Origin of the sequence: Thermococcus cleftensis (genome assembly GCF_000265525.1) — an archaeon.
GTDB classification, from domain to species: Archaea; Methanobacteriota_B; Thermococci; order Thermococcales; family Thermococcaceae; genus Thermococcus; species Thermococcus cleftensis.
Window position 1 is genome coordinate 64,664 of the sequence record NC_018015.1, and the last position, 14,431, is coordinate 79,094.

12 protein-coding genes are annotated in these 14,431 nt (G+C 56.3%); 8 read left to right on the plus strand and 4 right to left on the minus strand.

All coding sequences use genetic code 11. The annotated features are described in order from the left end of the window. Positions 1-24: 24 nt before the first annotated feature. Positions 25-4,089, minus strand: coding sequence for an MMPL family transporter (locus CL1_RS00370; protein WP_237266256.1), 4,065 nt, complete (start codon positions 4,087-4,089; stop codon positions 25-27). Positions 4,090-4,194: 105 nt separating this feature from the next. On the opposite strand from CL1_RS00370, the gene CL1_RS00375 reads away from it, so the two are divergent. The 7 genes from CL1_RS00375 (at position 4,195) to CL1_RS00405 (ending at position 9,372) form a co-directional block, all read left to right on the plus strand. Next, the gene (locus CL1_RS00375) at positions 4,195-4,680 is read left to right on the plus strand and encodes a PadR family transcriptional regulator (RefSeq protein WP_014787931.1); all 486 of its coding nucleotides are present in this window, start codon (positions 4,195-4,197) and stop codon (positions 4,678-4,680) included. A gap of 186 nt (positions 4,681-4,866) precedes the next feature. After that, the gene (locus CL1_RS00380) at positions 4,867-5,280 is read left to right on the plus strand and encodes an ArsR/SmtB family transcription factor (protein WP_014787932.1); all 414 of its coding nucleotides are present in this window, start codon (positions 4,867-4,869) and stop codon (positions 5,278-5,280) included. Next, positions 5,277-6,578: a hypothetical protein gene (locus CL1_RS00385; protein WP_014787933.1), complete on the plus strand. Its 1,302-nt coding sequence runs from the start codon at positions 5,277-5,279 to the stop codon at positions 6,576-6,578. The genes CL1_RS00380 and CL1_RS00385 overlap by 4 nt, the downstream gene beginning before the upstream one ends. 6 nt (positions 6,579-6,584) lie before the next feature. After that, positions 6,585-7,238, plus strand: coding sequence for a DUF4097 family beta strand repeat-containing protein (locus tag CL1_RS00390; RefSeq protein WP_014787934.1), 654 nt, complete (start codon positions 6,585-6,587; stop codon positions 7,236-7,238). A 48-nt stretch (positions 7,239-7,286) separates the two neighbouring features. Next, on the plus strand, positions 7,287-8,537 hold the full coding sequence (locus CL1_RS00395; RefSeq protein WP_014787935.1) for an MFS transporter: 1,251 nt from the start codon (positions 7,287-7,289) through the stop codon (positions 8,535-8,537). A 71-nt stretch (positions 8,538-8,608) separates the two neighbouring features. Next, positions 8,609-8,977 (plus strand): roadblock/LC7 domain-containing protein, encoded by a 369-nt coding sequence (locus CL1_RS00400; protein WP_014787936.1) that lies wholly within the window; start codon positions 8,609-8,611, stop codon positions 8,975-8,977. A 35-nt stretch (positions 8,978-9,012) separates the two neighbouring features. After that, positions 9,013-9,372, plus strand: coding sequence for a hypothetical protein (locus CL1_RS00405; RefSeq protein WP_014787937.1), 360 nt, complete (start codon positions 9,013-9,015; stop codon positions 9,370-9,372). Here CL1_RS00405 and CL1_RS00410 read toward each other — a convergent pair. Next, the gene (locus CL1_RS00410; protein ID WP_014787938.1) at positions 9,365-9,880 is read right to left on the minus strand and encodes a cob(I)yrinic acid a,c-diamide adenosyltransferase; all 516 of its coding nucleotides are present in this window, start codon (positions 9,878-9,880) and stop codon (positions 9,365-9,367) included. The two genes, CL1_RS00405 and CL1_RS00410, sit on opposite strands and share 8 nt — an antisense overlap. Before the next feature lie 141 nt (positions 9,881-10,021). On the opposite strand from CL1_RS00410, the gene CL1_RS00415 reads away from it, so the two are divergent. Further along, entirely contained in the window at positions 10,022-12,673 is a 2,652-nt protein-coding gene (locus CL1_RS00415; RefSeq protein WP_014787939.1) for a CBM96 family carbohydrate-binding protein, read from the plus strand. 43 nt (positions 12,674-12,716) lie between these two features. Here CL1_RS00415 and CL1_RS00420 read toward each other — a convergent pair whose 3' ends face one another. Beyond that, positions 12,717-13,544 carry a translation initiation factor eIF-2B alpha/beta/delta subunit family protein gene (locus tag CL1_RS00420; protein WP_048151636.1) on the minus strand — a complete coding sequence of 276 codons (828 nt, stop codon included), beginning with the start codon at positions 13,542-13,544 and terminating at the stop codon, positions 12,717-12,719. A 35-nt stretch (positions 13,545-13,579) separates the two neighbouring features. Further along, positions 13,580-14,338: a molybdopterin-binding protein gene (locus tag CL1_RS00425; protein ID WP_014787941.1), complete on the minus strand. Its 759-nt coding sequence runs from the start codon at positions 14,336-14,338 to the stop codon at positions 13,580-13,582. Between the last annotated feature and the right edge of the window lie 93 nt (positions 14,339-14,431).

The following is a 14,431-nucleotide window of genomic DNA, read 5'->3' on the forward strand; positions in this document are numbered from 1 at the left end:
AAAAATAAAAACGGGGGTTGAGGCTCACTCCTTCTTTGTCTTGTGCAGGGGCCACCAGGCCTTTTCACCGAAGAGAGCCATCGTGGCCGGGCCGATGAAGTAGACCGCCGCCGTGGCGGTCAGCAGGACACCAACGGCCAGGGCGAAGCCTATCTCCCTTATTCCCCACGTCGCTCCCGTCATCAGCGAGCCGTAGGTTACCGCCAGCACAGCGGCGAGGCCGACGACGAGGGTGTCCATCGTTCCTGCCGCGACCACCAGCGCGTCCCTCGCGCTCCTGCGCTCGAACTCGTCCCTGGCTTTGACCAGGTAGAAGCTGTTGTAGTCTATGCCGACTCCCATGAGCACTATGAAGACCATCATGGGCAGGAACCACATGACCTGCTGGCCGAAGACCCTCTCGAAGAGCCAGCTGGAGACCGTTATGCTGAGGAGCACTCCGACGGCTATGGTGCCTATGGTGGTTATGACCGCGGGCAGTCCCTTGAGTGTCGGTATGAGGGACAGGAACATCAACAGGAGCGCCACCGGGAATATTCTGTGCCAGAAGACGTCGTTGATGAGGTCGCTGAGGTCGAGCGCCAGTGCAGTGCTTCCGCCAACCATTCCGGACTTTATCGCTCCCGACTTCTCTTCTTCTTTCACTATATCCCTTATCTCCCTCACCATGTCCTTGGAGCGGTCGTCGGTGGCCTCGTACTTCCCTGTTACCTGAATCAGTACCTTGGTGCCATCTCTGGACAGGTAGCGGTCGCCGCCGATGCTCTTCAGTTCCTTCACGCTGACGCTCACCGGCCTTCCGTAGGGCTGGGTCACGGTGTAGACGTACTCAACGCCTTCCACCTTTGAAATCCTCCCCACGAGCTCGTTGATGGTCTTGATGTCCTCATCGCTCAATGGGTGGCCGAGGTCTATAACCACGTAGGTCGGCGAGGTAACGCCCGCACCGACCGTGCTCTCGCTGAGCTGGAGGAAGTTGTAGGTCTCGCTGTCCTTGGGAATGAAGAGCTTTATGTCGTGGGTCCCGTTGAAGTTGACGAAGTTGTAGGCCGCCGGAACCGCCACGAGGAGAGCCACGAGGACAACCACCTTGGCGTGCTTGACGGCCCACTCCGCGATTCTGCTCCTCTCATGGAGGTCCACCCTGCTGAGGTGGTGTTCGATGTGCCTCGGCCACCAGAATGCCGGTTTGTCGCCTATGAGGACGGTTATCGCCGGAATGAAGGTCAGACTGGCGAGGAGGACTACGATGACCGCCAGGGGTGCTATCATGCCGATGGTCTTGAATATCGGGAACTCCCATGCCAGGATAAAGCTTGCGAAGGCTATGATGTCCGTTGAGGCACTCGCGAGGACGGCATCTTTTGCTCTCTTCAGGGCTTCGCTTGCGGCTTTGTTGTGGTCGTAGCCTTCAGCGAGATACTCCCTGAACCTGTGCAGGTAGTAGGTGGAGTAGTCTATTCCAAGGCCGAGTGCCGTCGTGACGGTGAGCATCTGGGCCCAGCTCCCGACGTCTAAGTAGTCGCCCTTCGCGAGCAGGTAGAGTATCCCCAGCGCCGTGAGCGTCGCGGTGGCGACGCCGGTGAAGGGCAGGAGCGTGGCAAGCAGAGCCGCACCCATAAGGACCAGGAGTACCAGGAGTGCCCCGACTACGCTGAACCTGGTGGTCTTGTCGTTGTCCTCCTTTCCGTATTTAATGGCCTCGTAGGTCTGAATGGGCGTTCCGGTTACGTAGGCCTCGACGTCCTTTGAAAGCCCACCGAACTCCTTCACAGCTATTTCCTTAACCTTCAGCGAGCTCTCGTACTGTGCCTTACTCTGCTTCTCCAGGTCGCTGACCCCTTCAAGGCCCTTTGGAATGAAGAGAATCAGCATGGTTCTGTTGTCCGTGCTCTTGAGCATGCCGATGTAGCTCTTTGCGAGGCTGTAAATGGACGGGTAAATCTGCTCCTCTATTGGTTTGACCTCTTCCTTCGTTATCCCATCCGGATCGTCCCTGAATTCGAAGGCAATGTTCACAAGCTCGGTCGCGTTGATGTGGAGCGGAACCCCGAGGTCAATCTCCCCCACGAACTTCTCGACGAGCTTTGCTGTCTTTTCTTTGACAAGTGCCTCGATCTGGGTGTCGCTCATCGGGTAATCCCTGGCAACGGTCAGCATTAGCTCCCTCAGCGTTTCCTTGACGTCCTTGGGAGCGGTAACGTTGGCGAGCTTCTCATCAACCCCCTGCTCAAACAGGCTGTAGGCAATCTCCTCCGGACTTTTACCGGCGTAAATCCCGTCCACAACTTTGCTAAGGTCTATGGGGGCGTTTCCGGCCAGGCTCGTGATTATTTTGCTGACAGCTTCTTTAACACCAACCCCTTTGGCCAGCTCATCAGGGTTCTTGAGGACGGTGTCAACGATGGTTTCGGCGACCTCCTCGCTCCCAACCCGCTCTGCGGTCTTCTGTATCAAAAGCTCCCTCGCAATCGGTTCAACGTTCCCCTTCGAGTCGTAAACCTGGATTATAACCTCCTCCGGGAGCTCAACGCCCATGCCCTTGAGCATCTCAGCCAGCAACGATACTGTTGCCTCCTTCAGCAGGGCGGGATTCCTTGCCAGAACTCCGGTCGCGTTGGCGTCAAAGCTTACAACCGTTTTGGCTATCGGCTCCGCCAGAGGCCTCTGCTCCCCGGGCAGTTTCTCCTCAAGCGCACCGGTGAGCAGGTTAGTCTCAAGCTCCTTCGTCGGGCCGTAAACGAGGAGGGTTCTCAGTATCTCGTCGGCGTTGGGCATTTCGAGGAGAGGGCTTCCAGTCATGAGGGCCTTCACGACCTCGATTGCCGCGCTCTCGACAGCTGAAGCGCCCGGGTTATTTCCAAGGCCTATCGATACGTTGACGATGTGGGCCAGCGTGCTGGCGGGAACCTCACCGAAGCCCGGGACTTCGTAGCTCCCACCCGCTTCCTCGATGACGAGCGGGAGGTTTTTGAGGGCCTCACCTGCTATCTCATCAACGGGCCTAACCGCGCTCTCGCCGAGCTGAATGAGGGCGTAATCACTGCCCGCCTGCTCATCGAACGCCACAACTCCCCTGTAGAAGGCAACCGAGTATGCCTCCGCGAGGTTCCTCTGCATCGGGTCGCTTATCTGGCTCAGGACGATTTCCCTAGTGACGTTGGCAAGGAAGCCGTCGGTTATCGCACTTGCTCCATATGCCGAGTAGGCTGGGTAGGTGGCGTTGTAGACCGCGTAGACGAACTCAACCGGAACGCCGAGCTGAGTAGCTATTGCCTGTGCCGTTGCCTCATCGAGGCCCCTCTCGTAGGCTCCAGCCTGGACGAGGGCGTCGTAGGCCCCTATCGTTCCGAGGTATGTTCCCGCGTAGCTATCGCTCAGGTTGTAGAGGTCAGCGTTAAGATCAGCTATCGTAGAGTTGAGGGCTTTGAGCTGTTCACTCGCTTTGGTGAGGTTCCGGTGGAGCTCAACGTAGGCCAGATCCGTCTGGTTGAGCGCCTTCCTGAGGATCAGGCTCTGGTTGTAGAGAAGGCTGAGGTTCGCCTCAAGGCCCATGTAGGCCCTAGCCAGCTCCGGAACGGTCTCGTTGAGTGTCCTGACCTGACTGCTCAGATTTTCAATCTGGGTGAGAAGGGCTCCGTAGGCGTTGCTCGCGTTGATGGCCGAGCTGTAAAAGATTCCGGTCAGGTTGGCGGTCGTTCTGGTGAGGTTCAGAGCTATCTCATAGGACTTGTTGTGGAGCAGGTCAACGGCATCGTAGTAGGACGTAAAGTTGCTCCCGTAGGGCTTTGCTTCTGCTTTGAAGCGCTCGTAGGCTTCTCTCGTTGCCGGGTCGTTCACGTTCACGCCGCTCACTATCATGTACGTCTGGTTGTCGCTGGTCGCGAACTCCGGAAACTCCTTGGCCAGGGTGTCCTGAACCTTGACGGACTCCACGTCCTTCGGAAGGAACTGGTCCATACTGTAGTTGGTGAGGTCGTTCAGCTTTGCAGCCAGCGGCATCGCCGCTATAACCACGATAATCCAGAGGGCCACGATGGCCTTTGCGTGCTTAACGATCCAGTCGTTCCAAGCCATACCCACCACCATTGTCGCTTATCAACATGACGAATTTAAACATGTTGAAATTCGACATGTCGTTGAGAGAAGCGTTTATAAGGGTTGTGGTTCAACCTTCGACCATAGGTGGTGAAGATGGGGGAAGATGTGGAGCGGAGGATAATCAAGGGGCTCTTCACGGTTCCGCTGAAGGACATCATACTCGTCATCGTCGGCCTGAAGGGAGAGGCACATGGCTACGAAATACTGAAGGAGCTGGAAAAACTCGCTATTGGGCTCTGGAAGCCGAGCCACAGCAACCTGTACACAATCCTCAACAAGATGGTGGAGGAGGGACTTCTGGAGCCGAGGGAGGAGTACAGGGGGAGGGTCAGGCGCGTTAAGTACAGCCTCACCGAGAAGGGGTGGGACTATCTGAGAACCTCAAACGACCTCGCCCTGAGGGTTCTTTACACGTCCGTGAACTACCACGAGGCTCTGAAGAAAAAGCTCGAAGAGATGGAGCTTAAGAGACCGATGGACAGGGAGACCGTTAAAACCTACCTGGAGCTTCTCAAGAGGATACGCGACATACTCGATGAGGAGATAAGGACGATAGAGGCCGAGCTGGCTGGAGAATGAGGCTTTTCTTTTAGCGGGTCCTGGCCTTCAGGACTGGGAGGAGGTCAGTCTTTCTCCACTTTCTTGTTATGCGGAGTTTTGTTCGGCGTGGCCGTTTTGGCACTTCAAACCGATAAACTTTTATATACCTATCGCGCTAGTTGAGTACAGAAAAGTGTACTACAAAAGTCTGTACCTGGTGGTACCATGGAGAACGACCTGAAGGTTCAGCTCGAAGAGCTGAAGAAAAGGCTGGAGGTGCTGGAGGAAAGCATTGACCCCGTTGATGAGGTCATGCTCTCGATAAAGGCCCGTCTCAGGAGAAAGCTCGAAGGCGGAAGCCTGCCCGAGATAGATGAGGAGAAGGCCGCGAAGACCCTCAAAGCTCTGGCCAACCCGGACAGGATAAGGATACTCAAAATGCTCTCCGAAAGACCGATGGGCTTCAAGGAGATAAAGGAAGCCCTCGGTGTGGAGAGTCCAACTGTTTCACACCACCTGAAGCTCCTGGTGAAAACCCGCATGGTGAAGAAAGGCGAGAGGTATGAAATCTCGCCGGACGGACGTTTGTTTTTGCGTTTGCTCGAGATAATAACTGCCCTTGAGGAGGTGGAAGAATGAGTTTTAGCTGGAAATACTGGGCTGCCCCACACGAAGGCCCGAGGTTCAGGATAGCGGAGTATCTGAAGGCCCTTACGGCGATACTGCTCATCGTGTGGCTTTTCAAAGGGCCTTTGCGTCTGGAGGCCTATAACGACCAGCTGGTCTACGCGATAGTGGCGCTTATCTTTGCCTTCGAACTTCTCGCGGTGGGCAAGTGGTTCGGGGTAACGGTGAGCGGAATAGTCTTTGCCCTCGCGAAAGGCTTCTTCTGGACGAGCGTCTTTCTGTTCTTCGGCCAGTGGCTCGGGATGAGCGAGGCCCTTCACAGCTACGCCGGCACTGCCTTTGCCTACGCGGTGGTTCTGGCAATAGCAGGTCTGCTTCTCTCCAAGTTCGACGAGAAAAGGCTCGATTTGAAGGTCGAGAGCAAGGCCTACGAGTTCAGCGGGGCCGATTTCGGGGAGGTGAAGCTCAGGGGGACCGGCAAGGCCTATCCCGTGAAGTTCGGACGGAAGAGGGTAGGCTGGGTGATAGATGGGAGTGTTGAGGTGGAAGCCGAGACGCCGCTCGGAAGGGTAACGAAGAGGCTCCTCAGCCCGGTCATCGTGTGGACCGAGGAGAAGATAGCCGGGCGAAAAACAGCCGCTGATTCGGGTTTCGTTTCGAGGGTAAACGAGATGATAAACCCCGACCGGCTCTACCGGAAGGGCAGAAAGGACAGCGTGGTTGACCTGGGCTTCATCAAGGTCTACGAGGGGGAGGGCTTCGAGTACGTAAAGTTGCCCTTCATCGAAGTGGTAGAGACGCCGGGCGGCGAAGAGGTCAGGATAGGCCCGATGAGGTTCCGCGAGGGCAACCCGGAGATGCCTCCCGGCGATATGCTGACCATCAAGGAGCTCCGCAACGGCTTCCAGCTCACAAAAGTTGGTGACAGGCTCAGGATTCAGACCGACGAGTATTCCATCGAGGTGGACGGGGAGAGGGTCACTTACCGGAGCGGAAGCGAGAGCCTTAGCCTGGGCGAAACCGTGTCCCTGCGCTCGGGTGACGTTTCGGTCACCGTAGGCAGGGGGAGGGCAAAGATACGCATCGAGGACGTCGTCATCTCTGCCAGGGAAGGAAAGGTCCGCATAAGGGCCGGCGGGAAGACGTACACCGTTGAGAACTCCGAGGCCTACAGGCTAGTGATGGATAAGGCCAAGGAGATAGTCGAGGAGCAGAGCGCGGAGCTGATAGAGGGGCTCGGCATAGACAGAACCCTGCTCAACAGGCGCGTGAAGGAACTCTTGGACGAACTGATGGGGTTCTTGGGGTGATCTGCGATGATGTTCGAGGACATTCTGGAAGTCGAGATAAAGGCCACAAACGGCCGGATCGAGATTGAGGGCTGGGAGAACGATTACGTGGAAGTGAACTACGTTCCGCACGGTGAGGTGAAGGTCACCGTCGAGCAGAAGGGGAGCAGGCTCATCATCGGGGAGGAGCCAAAGAGGAAGTTCCTGAACCTGCTCGGGGAAAAGGGCTGGGCCGAGATAAGCGTTAAAGTTCCGCGGGGGGTCCTGGTAAACGCGAAGAACGTGAACGGCGAGCTCAAGGCCAGGGGCGTGCGCTTTGAGGAGGTAACAACGGTGAACGGCAAGATAACGCTGGAGGACTGCGAGGCCGAGAAGCTTAGCACGGTTAACGGGGAGATAAGGGCCGGTCTAACGGTTGCCGGCCCCCTTAAGGCCTCCACCGTGAACGGGGAAATCGAGCTTACCATCGAAGAGCTTGAGGGGGACGTCGAGGTAAGCTGCGTCAACGGAGACATCGTGCTTCGCCTGACCGAGTTCTGCGATGCGAGGATAGTGAGCAAGGGGGTTAACGGAGACGTCAAATTGGTCGGCATAGATCCCGATGACCCGGTCATCGGGACGGGCGAGTTCGAGGTCAAGGCCAGCACTGTGAACGGCGACGTCAGGGTGGAGGTCGTTTAATTACATAATCACACAATTAGGTAATAGCACAAACCCGGGGGCACGGAAATGGGCGATCGAGGCAGTTTGGGTAGGAACTTCTGGCTCTTCGCGATTGGTCGCTTCATCTCCCAGCTCGGCTGGGCGGTGCAGGAGGTGGCGCTGCCGCTCTATGTGCTTGACAAGACACACAGCGGCGGCATGATGAGCCTCTTCGTCCTGGCCGATGTAATCCCCTCTCTCATCGTCATGCCGTTCGCGGGTGTGGTGGGCGACCGCTACAATAGAAAGAGGCTTATGGTGTGGTTCGACGTCCTGCGCGGGGTTCTGCTCTTCGCTGTTATAGCCTTCAACTTCCTCGGAATCTACCAGCTACTCGCAATTCAGGTCATCATGGCGGTCATGGGAACGTTCTTCGGTGCCGCAACGAGTGCCATGTTCCCCGACTTGGTTAAGCCTGAGGAGCTGGAGAAGGCCAACTCCACCGTCAGCTCGTTCTCGATAATAGCCCGCCTCATAGGCCCGGCCCTCGGTGGCCTTATCTATGCCTTCGGTGGGATAAAGATTGCACTCTTTATAAATGCGACCAGTTTCTTTGGTTCCGGCCTCTTCGAGGCATTTATCCATTATGAATGGGAGACCCGCGAGATAGAGAGCATGGGCGAGGTCATACGGGACATTCGTGAGGGGCTCGCCTTTCTGAGGTCAAGCAGATATCTCATGGTGCTCATGGGGTTTGCACTCTTCATGAACGCGGTCGGGCAGCCTTTCGGTGCCGTCATAATGCCCTATGCATTCAGGGAGGTTCTCAAGTTCACGAGCCAGCAGTTCGGCCTTCTGGAGAGCTTCTTCATGGGCGGCATGCTCCTGGGGAACCTCATTGTGGCGGTGAAGCTCGGTAAAAATGCAGGGAGATTCTTCTTCAAGGCACTGGCATTCAACGGGACCATGATACTGGTGTTCATATGGGTGATCTCCCCTTGGGCTGGACTCTCAAGGGACGTCGCTTTCATGACCCTCGCCGGAGTTGGTGTGCTGTGGGGCGTGAGCAATGCGATAATAAACGTGCCCCTCAACGCCAAGATACAGCGCGCCGTACCAACGGAGCTCAGGAGCAGGGTTTTCTCGGCACTGGCGCTACTCATTAACCTCTCGACCCCTCTTGGCCTTGTGGCGGTTGGCCCGCTGCTGGATCGCTACGCGGCATGGTTGGTCTCATTAGGGATATGGATCATTCAGGCAGTTGTGGTGTTCTACTACTGGTATAGATATCGCAAAGTCCTCTTAGAGAATGTTGGAGACGTATCAACTAAAAAATGAGAATAAAAGGGCCGTAAAATTTTTAAATACTTGTTGTTACTTTTATCCGAAAACGTGGAGGGGGTGAGAGAATGGCGGCGGTGGACCTCGTGATGGACAAGATACTCACTGACATGCTCGAAATAGATGGAGTTATCGGCACCATCGTCGTGGACAAGGACGGTCTCGTCATAGAGTCAGCCATGAAGAAGAACCTCGACCGCGAGGCCATAGCCGGCGTTCTCCACGAGCTGGTTTCTGCAATCAAGCTCATCGGTGACCAGTTCGGGTCTGGGGAGCTCAAGGAAGCCATACTGGAGTACAAGAACGCTAGAACCTTCGTCAATCCAATTGGCGCGGACTACTACCTGATCGTGATAGGCGACTCCGAGCTCAACCTCGGCCGCATGAAGCTCGAGCTAAGGAAGGTTCTCCCCAAGCTCGAGGAGATGCTCTACTGACCCCCTCCACATTTATAGGGGGTGGAAGCGTGCCAATGAAACTCATACAGCTCCTCTGGGGCAGAGAAAAACCAGGGATCTACGAGATGGTCATCACCCAAGATGGTCTTAGTCTAGAAGGAAACGAAAAGCTAGGTGCCCACATCGAGGACATACTCCACTACGTGGAGAAAAAAGCCGAGGAAATAGGGCTTGAGAGGGACAAGATCGAGGTCTTCATTCGCAACGGAAACAAAACCATAGCCATAAAAAGAATAGGCGGCCTGGGCGTGGCCGTCGTCAGTTCTACCATTGAAGAGGCAGCAAGGGCACTGAAGGACGTCGAGAGCAGGGCCAACGACTTCCTCGAGGACAGGTACGTCGAAGCCATAGAGGAGTACCGCAGGTCTAAGTGATCTCCCTGAGCCTGCCCTCCCTCTTCTCTATAGCCCTGGCCATTAGGAAGAGCAGGTCGCTGAGCCTGTTGAGATAGACGAGGGCGTTCTTCCCGAGGCCATAATCCAGGACGAGCCTGGCAACCTTTCTCTCGGCCCTCCTCGCTATCGCCCTGCAGACGTCGAGTTTGGCGCTGGCTATCGTGGAGCCGGGCAGGACGAAGGCCCTGAGCTGGACCTCCCCCTCGTACCTACTAATAAGCCCCTCAAGCCACTCCACCTCTTCCTTCCCAACCTTAGCGTACTTTCCCCTGCTGGCAAGCTCTGCCATGAGATCGTAGAGCTGGACCTGAATCTTCTCGAGTATCTCCACCATCTCCTCTGGTACGTAGTGCTTTGCTTCCCCCAGAAAGCTGTCCAGTTCGTCTATCGTCCCGTTTGCTTCCATAACAGGCGAGAACTTCGCAACGCGATCGCTGGTGAAAAGGCCGGTTAGGCCCTTATCCCCTGTTTTCGTGGTTATGGACATTTTGACCACCCTGGAAACTAGGGTGCCGGGGCTTTTTAGCCTTTGTGGGCACTTTTGAACACCAAGGGTGATATCCGACTCCACAGGAGATGTGGAAAAACTTATTTATACATCAATGCCGTTTTTCTTTGGGTGGTTTATATGAAACGATGGGGACTCGCTTTAATTGCCCTGCTGGTATTGAGCCTAGTGCCGAGCGTCGCGTTTCACGCGGTCTCGGCGGCAACGACGACCGTTCAAATAAACCCCACCGACGACGCGTACGTCAAGGACACCGCTCCAGATTCAAACTACGGCTCCGATAGCAGTCTCTACGTTGGAACTTATTACAGGGACAATGCGAACGAGAGGGCTTACCTCAAATTCGACCTCTCCGGCATTCCGGACAACGCGGTCATAGTCAGCGCGACCCTCCACGCATACACCTATTGGGGCGCCTACTCAACCCCGGTAAACATAAGCGCCTACGCGGTTTCCGACGATTCCTGGACCGAGGACTCGATAACCTGGAACACCAAGCCTGCCGCCGGGGAACTTCTCGATAAGGATTTAGTCCCGGATTCAAACAAAAGGACGGATCCCGTGAGGCACTGGTCCGTCTGGAACGTGACGGACTTCGTTAAGGCAGAGTTCTCTGGCGACAAGGTGGTCAGCTTCGTCCTTGTCTCTGACGTCGAGGGCATCGTGACCGAGAGCATTGGCTACAACTCCAAGGAGAGCTCGTACGGAAACTATCCATACCTCGAGGTTGTCTACTACGTCCCCGAGGGGCCAAGCTATCAGCCCATCAGGGAGATAAGGGAGAACTGGGAGACCGGCAAGCAGGTCGTCACCAGCGGAATAGTCATAGGCACCAAGTACAACGGCTTCTTCATTCAGAACGGCACCGAACCCAACAGCGGCATCTACGTTTACACCGGGAGTACTCCCTCCGTGAAGGTCGGTGACGTCGTTCAGGTAAACGGAACCACCGCCGTTTGGAAGGGTCTCTACGAGATATCCAACCCGAGCTACAAGGTGGTTGGAAAGGCCGAACTTCCGGAGCCAGTAGTTCTCAAGGTGGGGGAGATCAACGATTCATACCAGAGCATGCTCGTTAGGCTGGAGTGGATCAGGGTCACCAGGGTCGATGGAAAGCTGATCACCATAGCCGACGACACTGGAAGCCTCGTCCTCTACGACTACTACGGGGTTATGGACGTCACCACGGGCAAGATACTGAAGTACCTTGACGGTATCGGCTACAAGTACAACGTTATGGAAGTCTACCCGCTCGATTACGAGCTTTACATTCCGTCGATAGGCATCTCCGAGGTCGGCAGGCCGGAGTACGCCATCAAGGGTGTCCCGATGAGGTTTAAGGTCACCGTCATTAACAACGGCGAGGTCGCCGACAACGTCACGGTTGTTCTCTACGCCAACGGCGTGAAGGTTGGAAACGTCACCCAGGAGATAGCTGTCAATGGAAGCGCCATCTACGAGCTCTCTTACGTCCCGACCGAGCTGGGAGCGCTGTCGATAGACATACAGGTCATCACCACCGACTGGGGCCTCATTGACGAGAGGATATACGACTACAAGGTGGTTCCGAATCCCAACGTCATTGCCTACGGCCTTACTCCATACTACGAGCGGCTCTACTCTAAGGAGATGGAAACCCTCACCCCCCTCTACGAGAACCTCACCTGGACCGTGAACGAGCTCCAGTCCTGCGGTGTTGACCTCGGTGACTTCGCCCCGCGGGTTCAGTGGATAGAGGAGAGTATGGGGGAGATACAGAGGCAGTACCAGCTTTACGACACCCTCAAGGGGCTCCTCATCAAGCAGAACCCGTACAGGAACGCCTACTACTATCCGGTGATGGTGCACATAAGAAAGGCCGCCATGCTTGGCAGGGACGTGACCGAGGAGATCAACGATGTCCTTCCGGTTCTCCAGGCCGCCCTTGCCCAGGTTCAGCCCATGTGCCACCCGCCGGCCCCGGCCAACGAAACCGAGGCGAACCCTGGCAACGAAACCGTTCCTGGAAATGAGACCGGAACCACGCCCGAAACCAACGTCACCCCGACCACCAACATCACCCTGAAGGTTACCAAGGTCCTCATCGACGCCTCCCACGGCCAGTACTACGTCAAGGAGGCCGGGGTCAGCTACCTGGTGGACAAGATACAGAGCGAGCTCGGCTGGGAAGTTGAGATAAACCAGCTCCCGCTCACTTACGACCTTCTCAGGCAGTACGACGTCGTCATAATAACCGACCCTAAGGACGACTTCACCCCCGCTGAAATCGAGAGTCTCAAGAAGTACGTAGAAAACGGAGGGGGTCTCTTCATAGCGGGCGAGTGGTACAAGTACCTCAACGCCGATAACCTCAACGCGATAGTCGGCGACTACGGCATTACCTTTAACGCCGACGAGCTCATGGACGACGACAAGAACAGCGGCAGGCCGTACTACCCGTTCGTCGGAATCTACAACAAGGACCACCCGGTCATGAAGTTCGTGCCCGACGACTGGACGATGTACTACAACGGTGACACCCTGACGATAAGCGGAAACGCTGTCTGGCTCATCAAGGGCTACGACACCAGCTACTCAGTCGATGCCGACGGAAACGTGGTCAGGATAAAGGGAACCAACCCGATAATAGCCGCCGCTGTGGACCTCGGCACCGGCAGGATAGTCGCCTACGGCTCCAGCAAGGCCCTCAGCGACAGCTACTACCAGAAGTACATCAAGAGCAACTGGCCCTTCATCAAGGGCGCCCTCCTCTGGCTTGCCCACCAGGAGTGACCTCTTTCTTCTCCCCCTTTCTGAATTTTCCGTGGTTTGAGGCTTAGATTTCCTTCGGCGGAACTAAAATCCCGAGTTCCGTTATCACTCCCCTAACGTACCGCCAGGGCGTAACGTCGAAAAGGAAGTTCCTCACCCGATAGCCCTGCCGCGCGTAGGGCCTCTCCACGATCTCTATCTCTTCCGAGGTCAGCTCCAGGTGGAGCTTGAAGCTTTCGGCTGCGACATAGAGGGGAACGCCGCCCTCGTGGCAGGCAAGGGCTAGGAGATAGGTTCCGGCCTTGTTCACCACTGCCCCGTCGCGCGTCACGCTGTCGGCGCCTACCAGGGCGAGTGTGGCGTTTCCGGCAAAGAGGCCCAGCTGGGCGTCGGTTATAACCTCGAAGGGAATTCCAAGGGACTCCAGCTCCCTCGCGAGGGCGATCCCCTCGTAGTCCGGTGCGCTCTCGGTGAGGATAACCCTAAAGCGTTTGCCCTTCTTCTTAGCGGCCTTGAAAATTTCAAGAACAGCGGACGAGAAGGAGTGCGTGATTACAACCTCGTTTTCGTCTATCAGCTCGCTTCCGATGTTGCCTATCTCGCGCTTCGCTTCCTCCCCGAGCCTGATGAACTCCTCGGCCCTCGTCCTCACCCGATCCGGATCACCCGTTATCGGAATGAACCTGGTCAGATTGTACAGGGAAGCCATCGTCCGGTTCACGGCGGGGATTTCCCTCCTCATTTCCATCAAGGCATTCTCAAGCTCCTTCCCCTCGAGGAGTTCAGAGAGGACTATGTACGCCTCGGCGCCCTTCCTGGCCAGCCAGCTGGCGCCCCTTATCCTCTCGGCTCGCATCTCTTCAAGGAGCGAACGGACCTCCGGCGGAAGCATAGGCATCACTCCAGCGCCTCCTTATCACCCTTTCGCTACCAGCCTTCCTCGAAGCGTATCCCCTTTGACTCCATGAAGGCTTTGGCCTTCTCTATCTCCTCCTCGTTCTCGCCGAAGAGGATTATCCCGATGTACCTCCCGAAGCCCTTGGGCGAGGAGTGAATTCTGACGTTAAAGCGCTCCAGCGTCTCGTTGAGTATCGGTGCGAGCTTGCTCTCATCGGTTATCTCAGCCAAGAGCTTCCTCTGGACGAACTTCCGCGAGCCGAGCCTCGGCAGGACTTCCCTCTCAAGCATCGCCTTCATCTCCCGCGGCATTCCGGGAAGGACGAATATCTTAACGCCGTTATGCTCGATGTAAGCGCCTGGAGCGGCGCCCTCGGTGTTCTCCAGTGGTTCCGCCCCCTCAGGCAGGTAGGCCATCTTCTTTCTTGCCTCGTTCAGCTCCGGGTCGTCTATGAGGCCCTTCGCATAAAGCTCGCGGTAGAACTGCCTAATCCTCTCTAGGCAGGGTTCGCAGAGGACGAGCTTCCTCCCGAGGGCTTCAGCGACCGCTAGCATCGTAACGTCGTCGTGGGTCGGCCCGAGCCCGCCCGAAATCACCAAAACCTCTGGCTTCCTCGCGAGGATTTCCCTCACAACGGCCTTTATCTCCTCAACGTCGTCTCCAACGGTTGTCTTCCTCCTCACCCAGTGGCCCCGCTCGGTGAGCCTCTTCGCTATGAACGCGGAGTTGCTGTCCACGGTGTTTCCTGTGAGCAGTTCGTCCCCTACCGTCAGCACCTCGGCGAACATCTCCACCACCGGGATTTCTTGGACGGGAGGGCTTATAACACCAGCGGAGGGGTTTTCCAGAAATCCGTCAAAAATCCCCACTTCCAAGACCAC

Bases quoted from the DNA above. Each gene is read 5' to 3' on its own strand.
- CL1_RS00370 (WP_237266256.1), bottom strand. From the start codon at position 4,089: ATGGTGGTGGGTATGGCTTGGAACGACTGGATCGTTAAGCACGCAAAG.
- CL1_RS00375 (WP_014787931.1), top strand. From the start codon at position 4,195: ATGGGGGAAGATGTGGAGCGGAGGATAATCAAGGGGCTCTTCACGGTT.
- CL1_RS00380 (WP_014787932.1), top strand. From the start codon at position 4,867: ATGGAGAACGACCTGAAGGTTCAGCTCGAAGAGCTGAAGAAAAGGCTG.
- CL1_RS00385 (WP_014787933.1), top strand. From the start codon at position 5,277: ATGAGTTTTAGCTGGAAATACTGGGCTGCCCCACACGAAGGCCCGAGG.
- CL1_RS00390 (WP_014787934.1), top strand. From the start codon at position 6,585: ATGATGTTCGAGGACATTCTGGAAGTCGAGATAAAGGCCACAAACGGC.
- CL1_RS00395 (WP_014787935.1), top strand. From the start codon at position 7,287: ATGGGCGATCGAGGCAGTTTGGGTAGGAACTTCTGGCTCTTCGCGATT.
- CL1_RS00400 (WP_014787936.1), top strand. From the start codon at position 8,609: ATGGCGGCGGTGGACCTCGTGATGGACAAGATACTCACTGACATGCTC.
- CL1_RS00405 (WP_014787937.1), top strand. From the start codon at position 9,013: ATGAAACTCATACAGCTCCTCTGGGGCAGAGAAAAACCAGGGATCTAC.
- CL1_RS00410 (WP_014787938.1), bottom strand. From the start codon at position 9,880: ATGTCCATAACCACGAAAACAGGGGATAAGGGCCTAACCGGCCTTTTC.
- CL1_RS00415 (WP_014787939.1), top strand. From the start codon at position 10,022: ATGAAACGATGGGGACTCGCTTTAATTGCCCTGCTGGTATTGAGCCTA.
- CL1_RS00420 (WP_048151636.1), bottom strand. From the start codon at position 13,544: ATGCTTCCGCCGGAGGTCCGTTCGCTCCTTGAAGAGATGCGAGCCGAG.
- CL1_RS00425 (WP_014787941.1), bottom strand. From the start codon at position 14,338: ATGTTCGCCGAGGTGCTGACGGTAGGGGACGAACTGCTCACAGGAAAC.